The sequence below is a fragment of the Brevundimonas denitrificans genome, assembly GCF_030160755.1.
Lineage (GTDB): Bacteria > Pseudomonadota > Alphaproteobacteria > Caulobacterales > Caulobacteraceae > Brevundimonas > Brevundimonas denitrificans.
In genome coordinates, this window is the sequence record NZ_BSOY01000054.1 from 1 (window position 1) to 14,387 (window position 14,387).

At 70.6% G+C, this 14,387-nt stretch carries 6 protein-coding genes and 1 riboswitch; of the genes, 2 read left to right on the top strand and 4 right to left on the bottom strand.

The window, feature by feature from the left end:
* Together glnD and mutS are read right to left on the bottom strand one after the other, a co-directional pair.
* The coding region (glnD, locus tag QQJ79_RS11240; protein WP_284223026.1) for a [protein-PII] uridylyltransferase at positions 1-2,095 on the bottom strand (2,095 nt) is incomplete at its 3' end.
* Entirely contained in the window at positions 2,092-4,785 is a 2,694-nt protein-coding gene (gene mutS / locus QQJ79_RS11245; RefSeq protein WP_284223027.1) for a DNA mismatch repair protein MutS, read from the bottom strand. The genes mutS and glnD, both read right to left, overlap by 4 nt.
* Positions 4,786-4,863: 78 nt before the next feature.
* A riboswitch (cobalamin riboswitch) is annotated at positions 4,864-5,046 on the top strand.
* Positions 5,047-5,211: 165 nt separating this feature from the next.
* Here mutS and QQJ79_RS11250 point away from each other — a divergent pair.
* Entirely contained in the window at positions 5,212-7,050 is a 1,839-nt protein-coding gene (locus QQJ79_RS11250) for a TonB-dependent receptor plug domain-containing protein (protein WP_284223028.1), read from the top strand.
* On the opposite strand, the gene QQJ79_RS11255 is transcribed toward QQJ79_RS11250, so the two are convergent.
* Together QQJ79_RS11255 and recQ are read right to left on the bottom strand one after the other, a co-directional pair.
* Complete coding sequence (locus tag QQJ79_RS11255; RefSeq protein ID WP_284223029.1) at positions 7,034-7,927, bottom strand: aldo/keto reductase; 894 nt, start codon at positions 7,925-7,927, stop codon at positions 7,034-7,036. The two genes, QQJ79_RS11250 and QQJ79_RS11255, sit on opposite strands and share 17 nt — an antisense overlap.
* Positions 7,928-8,016: 89 nt before the next feature.
* Positions 8,017-9,909, bottom strand: a complete 1,893-nt coding sequence (recQ, locus tag QQJ79_RS11260; protein ID WP_284223030.1) for a DNA helicase RecQ — start codon at positions 9,907-9,909, stop codon at positions 8,017-8,019.
* Between the two features lie 764 nt (positions 9,910-10,673).
* On the opposite strand from recQ, the gene QQJ79_RS11265 reads away from it, so the two are divergent.
* Positions 10,674-14,216, top strand: coding sequence for a hypothetical protein (locus tag QQJ79_RS11265; RefSeq protein WP_284223031.1), 3,543 nt, complete (start codon positions 10,674-10,676; stop codon positions 14,214-14,216).
* Positions 14,217-14,387: the final 171 nt, after the last annotated feature.

Here is a 14,387-nt window from a genome sequence, read left to right on the forward strand (position 1 = left end):
CGCCGGCGGCGGCCAGCGCGCCCGCCAGGTCGACGAACAGGCCCGGCCGGTCGCGTGCGGCGACGGCGACGCGGGTGGCGGCGTATTCTTCCGCCTCGTCCGCCCGCACCGTCAGGGCTTCGACCGCAGCGCCGTTCAGCCGGGCGCGCCCGACCAGATCGGGATAGTCGTCCAGCGGATCGGCATGGGTCAGGTCCTCGCCGCGGAACACGCTCTCGGTGCGCTGATACAGGTCGCGAATCAGCCCGCCCTTCCAGGCGTTCCAGACCCCCGGCCCGACCGCGCGGATGTCGGCCACGGTCAGGATCAGCAGGGTCCGCAGCCGCTCCGGATCGCCCACCAGCCGGGTGAAGGCCTTGACCGTGGCGGGGTCCGAGACGTCTCGCTTCTGGGCATAGTCCGACAGGGTCAGGTGGTTGCGCACCAGCCAGACCACGAACTCGGTGCGGCGCGGGTCGAGGCCCAGCCGGTCGCAGGCCCGCCGCGCCGCGATGGCGCCGTCTTCCAGCTGACCCCGGTCGCCGCCCTTGCCGACGTCGTGCAGCAGCATGGCCAGCATCAGGGCTTCGAAATCATCGATGCGGTGGACGATCTCGCTCGAGGACGGATGGTCGGCCTTCAGCTTGCCGCGCCAGATGTCGTTGATGATGCCGATGGCCTGCAGCGTGTGCTCGTCGACCGTATAGGCGTGGTACATGTTGAACTGGGTCTGGCCGACGATCCGCCCCCATTCGGGCAGGAACCGGCCCAGCAGGCCCGTCTCGTTCATCAGGGTCAGAACCCGGTACGGCCGCTGGCCGTGGGCGAGGATGTCGAGGAAGGCGCGCGTGGCCTCCGGGTCGCGACGCAGCGACGGGGTGACCAGCGACAGCGAGCGGCTGACGGCCGAGAAGGCGTCGGGGTGCAGGTCCAGATCGTGCTCGTCCGCCGTCCGGAACAGCATCAGCAGCTTTTCGGGCGCGGCGGCGAACACCTCGGGGCCGGTGACCGACAGCCGGCCGGCGTCCTCGGTGAAGCCCTCGACGCCGAGCTTGCGTTTGCGGCCGGGGATCAGCCGCGACAGGCTCATCGTCGACTTCTGCTGGCGCGCCTCCAGCTTGGCCGACATGGCGCGGGTCAGGGCGCCGACGTCGCGGGCGACGAGGAAATACCGACGCATGAAGCGCTCGACCGCCGGCTCGTCGCCGCGTCCGCGCCAGCCCATGCGCCGCGCGACCTCCGGCTGTAGATCGAAGGTCAGCTTTTCCTCAGGCCGCCCCGCGGTGAGATGCAGATGGGCCCGGACCCGCCACAGGAAGTCGAAGGATTCCTCGAAGGTTCGCCGCTCGCGCGCGGTCAGCAGGCCGTCCATCACCCGCGCGCCCAGCGGGCTGTCCGGCGCCAGCGACCGGGCGATCCAGAACAGGGTGTTGAGGTCGCGCAGGCCGCCCTTGCCGTCCTTGACGTTGGGCTCGACGCGATAGCGGACGGCCCCCGCCTTCTGATGGCGGACGTCGCGCTCCTCCAGCTTGGCGGCGATGAAGGGGCGGGGGTCGGCCTTGACCACCATGGCGCGGAACCGCGCGATGAAGTCCGCGGCCAGCTTCTCGTCCCCGGCCAGGGGCCGCGCCTCCAGCAGGGCCGTCCGCACCGTCATGTCCGACTTCGCGAGGGCGAGGCATTCGTCCACCGATCGCGCCGACTGGCCGACCTTCACCCCCAGGTCCCACAGGACGTAGAGCATGAACTCGATCACCTGTTCGGTGCGCGGGATCGGCTTCCACGGCCGAAGGAACAGCAGGTCGAGGTCCGAGTGGGGCGCCAGCACGCCCCGGCCATAGCCCCCGACCGCGATCAGGGTCAGCCGTTCGGCTTCGCTGGGATTGGCGGCGGGATAGAGGGTTTCGGTGGTGAACCGCCACAGGGCCGTCAGCAGGTCGTCGGCGGCGGCCGAATAGAGCCGGGCCACCTCGACGCCTTCGCCGCCCGCGTCGAGACGCCGGGCGATGCGGACGCGGGCGGCCTCGAAGGTCTCTCGCAGTATGGCCGCCACGGCCTTGCGCACGTCCGGCGCAGACGCGGCCCTGGTCAGCCGGTCGTCGAGCGCGTCGGTCACCGGCGGCCGAGGCCCTTCAGCCGGTACAGCGCCTCCAGCGCCTCACGCGGCGACAGTTCGTCGGGTTCAATGGCCTGCAAGGCGTCCTCGACGGCCGAAGAACGCGGCGGCGGCGCGGGCTCGGCCATGGCGAACAGCGGCAGGTCGTCGAGGCTGATGGCGGCGGCCTTCTCGCCCTCCAGCCGGTCGAGCACCTCCCGGGCGCGGCTGACGACGGCGGCCGGCACGCCCGCCAGCCTGGCCACCTGCACGCCATAGGACCGGTCGGCCGCGCCGGGCCGGGCCTCGTGCAGGAAGACCAGGTCGCCGTTCCACTCCCGCGCCGCCATGGACAGGTTGCAGACATGAGCCAGCCGCGTCTCCAGCCCGGCCAGCTCATGGTAGTGGGTGGCGAACAGGGTGCGGGCGCGGTTGCGGTCGTGCAGGGCCTCGGCCACGGCCCAGGCGATGGCCAGGCCGTCATAGGTGGCGGTGCCGCGTCCGATCTCATCCAGCACCACGAAACTGCGGTCGGTGGCCTGGGTCAGGATGGCGGCGGTCTCGACCATTTCGGTCATGAAGGTGGAGCGGCCGCGGGCCAGATCATCGCCGGCGCCGACGCGGCTGAACAGCCGATCCACGACGCCCAGCCGCATGGCCCGGGCCGGCACGAAGGCCCCCGCCTGGGCCAGCACGACCAGCAGGGCGTTCTGGCGCAGGAAGGTCGACTTGCCGGCCATGTTCGGCCCGGTGACGATCGAGAGCCGGGCGCAGGCGGAGCCGGACCCGTCCAGCTTGCAGTCGTTGGGCGTATAGGGATCGCCCTGGGCCTTCACCGCGGCCTCGACCACCGGGTGCCGCCCGGCCGTGACCTCGAAACAGCCCGTGTCGTCGATGACGGGGCGGACGCCGCCGACTTCCTCAGCCCATTCCGCCAGCGCCGCGTGGGCGTCGAGCTCGGCCAAGGCCTCGGCCACGGCCTGCAGCGGCCGGGCCAGCGACTGGACGGTGGCGCGCCATGTCTCGAAGGTCTCGCCCTCTATGGCGAGGGCGCGATAACCGGCCTGGCTGATTTTCGCGTCGAGTTCGGACAGTTCGACGGTGGTGAAACGGACCTGGTTGGCGAGGGTCTGGCGGTGGATGAAGGGGCTCTCGCCGGTCGGGCGCAGCAGCGGCTCGGCCGCCTTGGCCGATGTCTCGAGGAAATAGCCGAGCACGGCGTTGTGGCGAATCTTGAACGGCACCCCGGCCTCGGCCACGGCGCGGGCCTCGAGGTCGGCGACCACGCGGCGGCTGTCGTCGCGCAGGCGGCGGGCCTCCTCGAGTTCGGGGCGATAACCGGCGGAGACGAAGCCGCCGTCGCGGGCCAGATGCGGCGGCTCGGCGACCAGACCTTCGGCCAGATCGACCAGCAGCCGCCCCAGATCGGGCGACAGGGTCAGCCGGTCGAGACAGGCCACGATCCGCGCCGGCGGGCCGGTCAGGGGCTCGCGCGCTGGCGGGAACAGGCCGGCGAGGCCCTCGGCGATCGACAGGCCGGTGCGGATCGCGGCGAGGTCGCGCGGCCCGCCGCGGCCGAGAACGAGCCGGGACACCGCGCGCGCCACATCCGACGAGGCCCTCAGCCCGTCGCGCAGGTCGCGGCGCAGATCGCGGCGCTCGAGCAGCCATTCGACGGCGTCGAGTCCATGATTGATGGCGGCGGGGTCTCTAAGGGGCCGGGCGATCCGCTCGGCCAGGGCCCGGGCCCCGCCGGAGGTCACGCTGCGGTCGATACAGGCCAGCAGCGAACCCTCGCGTTCGCCGCGCTGGGTGCGGTCGATCTCGAGGCTCAGCCGGGTGGCGGGATCGATAGCGAGGAAGCCGCTGTCGCCCGAACGGCGCGGCGGCGAGAGCGCCGGAATCTTTCCGGCCTGCGTTGTCTCCAGATAGGCGGCGATCAGGCCGAGCGCCGAGACCTCGGCCTCCTCGAAGGCGCCGAACCCGTCCAGCGAGGCGACGCCGTACAGCCGCTCGACCCTCGCCCGCGCCCCGACCGGTTCAGCGAGCGCCTGCGGCAGGGCCTGGACCACCCCGCCCGACCCGTCGAGCGCGGCCCGGGTCGCCTCGTCCGAGAACAGACGATCGGGGACCAGCACTTCCGACGCCCGGAACGAGGCCAGGGTGGCGCCGAGGTCCTCCAGCGAGCAGGCGACCGCGTCGACCGAGCCGGCGGAGAGCTCGACCACGGCCACGGCGGCGCGGCCCTTGCGCACCGAGACGGCGGCCAGCCGGTTGGCCCCGCGCGCGTCCAGCAGGCTGTCTTCGGTCAGGGTGCCGGGGGTGACGACGCGGACGATGTCGCGGTGGACCACGGCCTTGGAGCCACGCTTGCGGGCCTCGGCGGGGGCTTCGAGCTGTTCGCAGATGGCGGCCTTGAATCCCTGCCGGATCAGCCGCGCCAGATAGCCGTCCAGCGCATGCACAGGCACCCCGGCCATCGGAATGTCCTGCCCCTGGTGCTTGCCCCGCTTGGTCAGGGTGATGCCGAGGGCCTTTGAGGCGATCTCGGCGTCCTTGAAGAACAGCTCGTAGAAATCGCCCATGCGGAAGAAGACGATGGCGTCCGGCTGGGCCGCCTTGGCCGCCAGGAACTGCGCCATGACCGGCGTCGTCCCCTCGCTGGACGGGACGGCGTCGGCTGTCGGAGGGTGGACGAGGGGGGCGTTCATGGGGACGCGACAGGGTGAAGGATTGCGGGGGCGCGCTCAAGCGGAATGGCGCGGCCTTGCACAGGCGCGGTCGGGCTGCGACAAGCCCGGCAGGCGGTTAAGGGAACGCGGTGTGACGCCGCGGCTGTGCCCGCAACTGTAGGCGGCGAGACGAACGATCATTCCGGGGCTTCGGCTTCGGCGTCACTGGGAAACCGGGAAGGCGCGATCCTCCGTTTTTGACCCGCAAGCCAGGAGACCTGGCCGCCGACGTCGCTCGTCCGCTGTCCGGGACCAGACAGAGGCGTGGGGCCAACCCTTCCGCTTGCGCGGAAGCTGTTCCGTCGAAGCGACCCGACCCATGCGCCGCGCCCTTTTCAAGGGCCGGGTCGGTCGCTTTCACCTGCCGCCGCGCAGCGCCAGCGCGGGGCCGACGGAGATCCGCGCATGACGCGATCCATCCTCTTCGCCACGGCCGCGGCCGTGCTCTTTCCCCTGTCCGCGGGGGCCCAGACCCCCGACGACCCCGACGCTGTCCTGCCCGAGGTCGTCGTCACCGCCACCCGCCTGCCGGCCATCGTCGCCGACACGCCCGGCGCCCGGGTCATCGACCGGGCCACCATCGACCAGCGCGGCGCCGTCTTCGCCGCCGACATCCTGAGCGAGGTGCCCGGCCTGTCGGTGGTGCGCTCGGGCGCCTTCGGCGGCGTGGCCCAGGTGCGGATACGCGGCGCCTCGCCGGGCAAGACCCTGGTCCTGGTCGACGGCGTGCCGGTCAACGATCCGGCCGAGGTCAACGGCGCCTTCGACTTCTCCGGCTTCGAACTGTCGGACATCGAACGCATCGAGGTGCTGTCCGGTCCGCAGTCGTCGCTCTGGGGTTCCGACGCCATCGGCGGGGTCATCGCCTTGACGACGCGCGACCTGGACGGCTTCGACGCCGGTGTGGAGGCCGGGTCGTTCGGGACGGTTCGCGGCCGGCTGGCGGGGGGCCTCTTGACAGAACGGTACGGCTTCGGCGCCTGGGTCTCGCATTTCGACACGGCCGGCATTTCGGCGGCGGACGAGGCCGACGGCAATCCGGAGGCCGACGGCTTCACCTCGACCACCGTCGGGGGACGGGCGCGCTATGCCTTCACGCCGGACGCGGTGGCGGACGGGTCGGTGCGCTGGACCGACAGCGCCGCCGATCTCGACGGCTTTCCCGCCCCGACCTGGGCCTTGGCCGACACTCCCGACCGCCAGTCCAGCGAGCAGTGGAGCGGGTTCGGCCGCCTGCGTCTGAAGGCCTTCGGCCTTGATCACCAGTTCAGCCTCTCGGCCTCGGATATGGCCCGCGAGACGATCTCGGCCTTCCCTTCGGCCTTCGCGGCGGACCGGCAGGTGGCGCGGTGGCAGGCGAACGGCGCGGCCTCGGGCGTGGCCTTCGCCGTCGGCGCGGAACGCGAGGAAACCCAGGGCAGCCTGTCCACCGGCCTGACCGAGCAGCTGGGCGCGAGTTCGGTCTTCGCCACGGCGCGGATCGATCCGACCGACCGGCTAAGCCTGACCGGCGCCCTGCGGTTCGACGACACGGACGATTTCGGTTCGAAGACCACCGGCCGGGTCTCCGGCGCCTTTGACGCCGGGGCAGGCTTCACCCTGTCGGCGGCGTACGGCACGGGGTTCAAGGCTCCGTCGATCAGCCAGGCGGTCTGCGACTTTTGCTTCTCGTCGCAGCCCTTCCCCGTTCTGCGGCCGGAGACGGCGGAGGGCTATGAGGCCGCGGTCGGCTGGGCCTCGCCCGACGGGCGGATCGAGGGCCGGATGACGGTCTATCGCCTGAATGTGGAAGACCAGATCACCTACATCTTCGATCCGACGACCTTCGACAGTTTCTACGTCAACCTCGCCGAGACGGCGACCGACGGGGTCGAGCTGGAGGGCCGGGCGCGGCTGGGCGGCGGCTTCGATCTGAGCCTCGCCTGGGCCTGGACCGACGCCCGGGACGAGGCGACCGGCGCGCGGTTGTTGCGGGTTCCCGAACGGGCAGGGTCGGCGACCCTGGGCTGGACCGGCGCGCGGCTGTCGGGCGCCCTCACCGTTCGGGGGGAGGGCGACCAGGACGACGCCGGCGGCGTCCGCGAGGCCTTCATCACGGCCAATCTGACCGGGTCATATGCCCTGACCGACAAGGTCACGCTGACGGCGCGGATCGAGAACCTGGCGGACGAACGCTATCAACAGGTGTTCGGCTACGGCGAGCCGGGCCGGTCGGGTTCCGTCGGGATCAGGCTGCGCTACTGATCCTGCGGGGGCCGGCGGCGGCGACCGTCGCCGGCTCCAGCTGCATGGAGGCCCAGTCGAGGTCGGGCGTCGCCGCATGGGCCGCGGCGATGACGGCGCGGAGCTCGGCGGCCGAGGCGATGCTGGCGACCACCGCGGACACCTCGGGCAGGCCCATGGCGTAGGCCAGGGTCGCCTGCATCGGATCGACGCGAGCCTCGGCCAGGCGGCGGCGGATGCGCGACAGGGTCGGGCCGTAGCGGTGCATCTCGACCGGCAAGGATTCGCCGCTCATGAACAGCAGGCCGTTGGCGAACACCGAAGACGCGTGAACGGCCACGTCGAGCGCGGCGAGCTCGGCGAGGACGCCGGAATGCTGGGCGCGCTGGTCGAGCAGGTTGCATTTCAGCTGGACGACGTCGGGCTGGAAGCGGCGGGCCAGCAGGGTCGGGCCGTCCTCGACCGTGGCGCAGAAGCCGATGCGGCGGTACAGGCCCCGGTCTTTCAGGGCCAGCAGCCGGTCCCACAGTGCGCGGCCCTCGGCCCCGGCCAGATCGGCGGCGGCGGAGACCAGCAGCAGGTCGCCGCGGGGCAGGCCGAGCCGTTCCAGCGAGCGGCGGGCGCGGGCCTCGACCCGGTCGACGCCGTCGCTGACGGATACGGTGCGGACCGAGACCTGGAAGGGCGAGGGGAAGGGCCAGGCCTGGCCGAGCCAGCGCTCGCCGTCGCCGTCGGGTTTTGTGGCGACCCGCGAGACGCCGGAATCGGCGGCGGTCTGGAGCAGCAGGCGCAGGGATTCCTCACGCGCGCCGGCGGGCGCGGGAATGGCGCGGTCGGGCTGATGCACGACGGCCAGAGCCAGTTTGTCGATCGGAGACGGGGCGCGGCTTGGGATCACCGCAGGACTGTGACGGCGAAAGTTTAAGGCCCCCCTTCCGAGACCTTGCCCGAAGCTTAACCGGCGAACCGCGGTTTCAGTCCACAGCCTCAGCCGGGAGTCTGCCGAAGTGCCTCCAGAACGCCCTTGCCGTAACGGTCCAGCTTGGTCTGTCCGACGCCGGAGATGTGGCCGAGACGCTCCAGATCGCCCGGTTCGGCGAGGGCGATCTCCAGCAGGGTCTTGTCCTGGAAGATGACATAGGGCGGGACGTGTTGTTCGGCGGCGCGGTCGCGGCGCCAGGCGCGCAAGGTCTCGAACCGGGCGCGGACGTCGGCGTCCATCGTTTCCAGGGCGGCGTTGCGGCCGGTGCGGGTGCGTTCGCGCGGGGCGGAAGCCGCTCTGGCGGCGGCGGCCCGGACCTCGATGGCGCGCTCCCCGCGATAGACGGCGCGCACAGCCTCCGGATCGCCGAGCCGGACCAGCGGCTTGCCCTCATTGGGATCCTCGACCAGCAAGCCCTCGAACATCAGGTGATCGACGATGTCGCGCCATGTGTGCTGGCCGGTGTCGGCGCCGATGGCCCAGGTCGACAGGGCGGTCTCCCACGGCTGGACATCCTTCGTCTTGCCGAGCAGGTGGTCGATGACGCGGTTCTTGCCGAAGCGTTCTCCCAGCCGCTGCACGGCGGCGAGCGCCTTCTGGGCCGGGACGGTGGCGTCGAAGACGGCGGGCGGGTCGAGGCACAGGTCGCAGACGCCGCAGCGTTCGGCGCCCTCCTCCCCGAAATAGCGGCGCACGGCCTGGGCGCGGCAGACGGCCCCGTCCAGCATGGCGAACAGCTGGCGGGCCTTCTTCACCTGAACCGCCTTGACCTCTTCGGCCATGGGGCGGCCTTCCAGCCGCTTCAGCGTCCAGGCGATGTCGGACGGGCCGTACAGGGTGATGCCGTCGGCCGGTTCGCCATCACGTCCGGCGCGGCCGATCTCCTGCCAATAGGCTTCCAGCGAGCCGGGGGGGTCGGCATGGATGACGAAGCGGACGTCGGCCTTGTCGACCCCCATGCCGAAGGCGATGGTCGCCACCATGACGGCGCCGTCCTCGGCGAGGAACCGCTCCAGCCGGCGGTCGCGATCCCGCGCCTCCATGCCGGCGTGATAGGCGATGGCGTTGGTCCCGGCGGCGCGCAGCGCCTCGGCGACCCGCTCGCAGCCGTCGCGGCTGCCGCAATAGACCACGCCCGACTTGCCGCGCCGCTGCCGCACCAGATCGATGACGGCGGCGTCGGTCCGGGCCCGCGAGGCGCTCTCCTTGCGGATCGCTGACAGCTGCAGATTGGGCCGGGCGAAGCTGTCGACCACGACCTTGGCGTCCTCCAGCCGCAGCGAGCGGACGATGTCGTCGCGGGTGCGGGCGTCGGCGGTAGCCGTCACCGCGATGCGCGGCACGCCCGGGAAGAGCTCGGCCAGACGGCCCAGGGTCCTGTAATCCGGCCGGAAATCATGTCCCCATTGCGAGACACAGTGGGCCTCGTCGATGGCGATCAGGCTGAGGGGCAGGTCGTGCAGCCGGTCGATCAGATGCGGCTGGGCCAGTCCCTCGGGCGAGACATACAGCAGGTCCAGCTCGCCCGCCCGGGCCTGACGCCAGATGGCCGAGCGGTCGTCCATGGAGACGCCGGAATCGAGCCGGGCTGCGGCCACGCCCTGCTGTTTCAGCGCCTCCACCTGGTCGGTCATCAGGGCGATCAGGGGCGAGACCACCAGGCCGAGGCCGGGCCGCAGCATGGCCGGAATCTGGTAGCAGACGCTCTTGCCGCCGCCGGTCGGCAGGACGGCGACGACGTCGCGCCCGGCGAGGATCTCGGTCACCACCTCGGCCTGACGCCCGCGGAAATCGCCATGGCCCCAGACCCGCTCCAGCGTGGCGCGGGCGTCGGCGAGCGACGGCGCGGGCGGGGCGATCAGGGTCGAGTCGGCGAGCATGGCGGCCTTGTGCCTCATTTGTTCCGGGGTGAGAAGGCGACTCATCGCTCCCCGGCATCACCGCCGGGGACGCCGGGGAGGCCGGGGAGGCCTGCGGATCGCCGGGCCTGCGACCGGGGTTCGTCGTGTGTACCGTCTCGACACAGACAGACGCTCCGCGCGGAGATTTTCCGGGAGCTTGCGTCCGGTGGCGGGTCTTGCCGCCCCACCGCAACGCCCCCGACGGGCGGGCCGCGCGTGCGACGCGGCCCCCGGAGCGAACGAGTATCCCCCTCGCCCCAACATCCGACCTGTGATCAGACCCCGGCCGTAAGTGCCCCCGGGGTCGCGCTTCTCCACATCCCGCCGCCGAAGGACGCAAGGCTTCTGCGCCTCCCCGGCGACGGGACGGGGGAGGTCCAGGAGGGGCTGTTCCTGTAGCGGGAATAAGGCTCTTGCGGAGCCGCTATCATTCAGCCTTCATCCGAAGGAAACCTGCACTCGCTGCAGGACATTTGTCCGGGACAGCCGACATGAGCAAGCTACTGCAGGCGGATACGGCCGGAAACGGGTTCAGCGTCGCCTTGAGGGTCGCGCCAATGGGGAGCCCGGAGGTCTGGTTTCAGTCGGCCAATGTTTCACGGACTGCCAGGGCGTTCGAGTTCAGCCCGCGAGTCAATAGTCTGGGGGACGTCGTTTGGGCTGCGGCGTTCGGATCATCCTCCAAGGACAGCCTGTCGAACAATGAAGTCTATTTCAATGGACGAGTCGTAGCGTCCGGCATCGCGGTGCAGGACGTCGCATTGACCGACACCTACCTGGCCTGGATCTCGACCACGGGCAATTCCACGCAGATCACGTTTTTTGATCTGGTTACGGAGGAAATCTGCGTTCAGATCGTCGCGTTCGCCGCCGACCGCATCCGGGTCTGCGACAATCAGTTCGTGATGATCGGCCTCGACACCGCGAACGGCAATGCCGCCAGCGCGGTCCTGACACCGTATCAGCCGCCCGCCATGACCTGGCATGGCGAGAGCGCCCTCCAGCTGACCGGGCCGAACCTGACCCCGATGATCATGGAGATTGAAGGCGATCCAGCCGCCATGGCCCTGCTTAACGCGATGTCGCTGATTTATGACGACGCGCAGGAAGCGCTCGCGCTCGTGACGGATGACACCGGCCGCGTGAACAACCAGTTCGTCCCGCGACTGGAAGCCCTCGTCGCCCTGGCGAAAGCTACCGGCGACGCGGAACTGGAAGCCCGGGCGGCCGAGGCGGCGCTCGACGCCATCCGCCAACTGGACGAAAACGGCGTCTCCTATACCACCCGCTACAGCCTGGGCGACACGCCGGCGGTCTGGTCCATGCACGCGGCCATGCTCAACGGGATCGCCATGGCCGCGACCGACTGGATGAGCGCCGAAGAACGGGACGAGGTGATCGCGGTCGCGGAGGCCTCGTTCGCCTTCTTTGAGGCCGACTGGGTGGACGGGGCCTATTTGATCACGCCGCACTCCGGCGTGGACTTCGACGGCGTCATCCAGCCCAACAACATGCAGGCGGTCATGGGCACCTTCGCCCTGCAGCTATACGAAGCCACTGGGGAGCAACTCTACCTGGATCGTGCAAACGCGATCTTCGATCTCCTCGCCCCGGAGCTGTTCGAATACCGGGGGACCAATGTGTTTCACTACTGGGGACAGCTGTTCCGCGCCGGCTGGTCGGCCGGCCAGTTCGAATCCGACTCCCGGCCGACCTACCCGGCGGGCGAACCATCGCTGTACGATGACGTCTATCACGCCACCTTGGTGATCCGCTTCTTTGAGGACATCGCGAGGGTCCGGGGCGAATCGCCCCTCCTTGACGCGACGGCCCTGTTCGATCTCGTCCAACTCGCCCCCTATGAGTTCAGCGGCTTCCTCAACGGCGGACCGTCGGGGCTCGACTGGCTGCCGCCGTGGCCGTCCGCCGACCAGATGCTCCAGCTCGCGACCAGACCCTTGCCCACCACGCTGTGCGTCTACGATGAAGGGGTGCACATCTCCGCGATTGCCGGTGCGACCGCCCGTCTGGTCGCTGGCGGCGTGGGAGCCCTGACGGTCACGCTTCGGAATCCGGTGACCTGGGAGCTCATCGAGACCCGGGTGCTGACCGGCTCATCCGCGATCGTCGACTGGGTCCAGAATCTCGACACCGCCTACGCCCCGGCGGAAGCCAACGACGTAATATTTGGGAGCGAGACGGCCGACGCGCGGGACGGAAATTCCGACGCCGACGTCATCCGCGGCCTCGGCGGAGACGACATCCTTCTGCTGGGGGACGGGGCGGACTCGGGGTTTGGCGACTTCGGCCACGACCGGATCGTCGGGGGCGCGGGCGATGACACGCTCGCCGGCGGCGAAGGCGATGACGATCTGTCCGGCGGCGAAGACGCGGACCGGCTGTACGGCCAGGCCGGCGACGACGCGCTCGCCGGCGACGTGGGCGATGACCTGTTGGCCGGCGGCGGCGGCGCGGACGCGCTGGACGGCGGCGACGGAGCCGACCAGCTTTTCGGCGGAGCTGACGCGGATACGCTGTCCGGCGGCGCGGGGACGGACCGGTTGCACGGGGGCGATGGGGACGATCGGCTGGACGCCGGGGCGGGGGTCGCGGGAGAGTTCCAGTACCTGTACGGCGACGGCGGGGACGACACCTATGTCTACGGCATGGCCACGGGGTTGGCGTACATCCATTCATCCGAAGGCGTCGGAACGGGGACCGCCGACCGCGTGATTTTCACGGACCTGAACCTTGGCGACCTGACGTTCGGCCTGCAGGACTACCGCGGCGACTATCCGGCCGAGGGCCTGGCCCTGATGCTCCTCTGGTCGAACTACCAAGGCTCGGGCCAGCTGCAGATCGCCAACGAGGGCCGCCACATCGAGGCCTTCCAGTTCGCCGACGGATCGGTGTTCAACACCCTGCAGCTGACCGCGGCGGCCGGGGGGATTCACGTCTCGAACGGGTCCGGCGCCTCGGCCGACCTGATCCTCGGCGGGGAGGGGACCGACCGCATCTACGGGGGCGACGGGAATGACCGCCTGGACGCCGGGGCGGGGGTCGCGGGAGAGTTCCAGTACCTGAACGGCGAGGGCGGGGACGACACCTATGTCTACGGCATGACCTCTGGGCTGGCGTACATCAACTCCTCCGAGGGAGCGGGGACGGGGGCGGCGGACCGGGTGGTGTTCACCGACCTCGACGCCGGCCATGTAACCCTCGGCTACGAGGACTATCGCGCCGAATACCCCGCCGAGGGCCTAGTCCTGGTGATCCGGTGGTCGACCGCCGGGGACTCGGGCGAGCTGCAGATCGCGAACGAGGGCCGCCACATCGAGGCCTTCCGGTTCGCCGACGGAACGGTGTTCAACACCCTTCAGCTGACGAACCCGGCCGGCGGGAGCCATGTCTCGGGCGCGGCGGCCGACCTGATCCAGGGCGGGACGGGAACAGATCGGATCTACGGCGGCGATGGCGACGACCGCCTCGACGCCGGGGCGGGGCCCGCGGGCATATTCCAATATCTGTACGGCGAAGGCGGGAACGACACCTACGTTTACGGCAGGGCGTCCGGGCTGGTTTACATTCACTCCTCGGAGGGGAGCGGAACGGGGACGGCCGACCGGGTGGTGTTCACCGACCTGGACGTCGACGACGTGACGCTTGGGTGGCAGGACTATCGCGGTGACTATCCCGGCGAGGGTTTGGCCCTGATGATCCAGTGGTCGGACGCCCAAGGGTCCGGCCAGCTGCAGATCGCCAACGAAGGCCGCAATATCGAGGCCTTCCAATTCGCCGACGGGGCCGTCTTCACCGCCGAACAACTCCTGGCCAGGACCGGTGGATTCAATGCGAGCGTCGCGACGGCGCCGCCGTCCGCGGGGGTTCAGGGCGCGCTCGCCGAGGGGGAGGCCGGCTCGTCCGCGCACTGGGCGGATCCGGTCTGGAGCGATGACTTCCTCGACGCCCCGTCTGGCGCTTCGCGGGCCTTCGGCGGGGACGGACTGGCGAGGGACTCTGAAGACGACCGCCTGCACCACCAATCATTCGATCCCGGGCAAGTCGCCGTCAGGCACGGGCCTGGGCCGGAAGAACCAGGCGTCTTCGCCTCCCTTCCCGACGGACCCCTGGCGGCCGCGCGGATTCCTGCCGGCTGGGAGGACGGTTACGGCCTCGATTTCGAAGGCGCGATCCCGGGCGGGGCCCCTGCCTGGGTCGAGGCGCTCCTGTCGGCGCCCGTGGACGGATCAACCGCCCTCGACCCGCCCAAGCCGCCAGACGCCTGGCTCGACGTCTGGGTCTGACCGAGCGGTCCAGCCCGGTTCATCGCCGCGTCAGGCTACCTGCCGATGACGGACCTCCGGAAAGGCCTGCTTTGGCCGCCGCCGCCCAGCGCGTCGGCCCGGAGCCCCGAGATCGCGCTCCCGCGGGCCATCGACGCGTCAGCGTGCGCTTCGCGCCGGCGCTCAATCCGG

Bases quoted from the DNA above. Each gene is read 5' to 3' on its own strand.
- recQ (WP_284223030.1), bottom strand. From the start codon at position 9,909: ATGAGGCACAAGGCCGCCATGCTCGCCGACTCGACCCTGATCGCCCCG.
- QQJ79_RS11250 (WP_284223028.1), top strand. From the start codon at position 5,212: ATGACGCGATCCATCCTCTTCGCCACGGCCGCGGCCGTGCTCTTTCCC.
- mutS (WP_284223027.1), bottom strand. From the start codon at position 4,785: ATGAACGCCCCCCTCGTCCACCCTCCGACAGCCGACGCCGTCCCGTCC.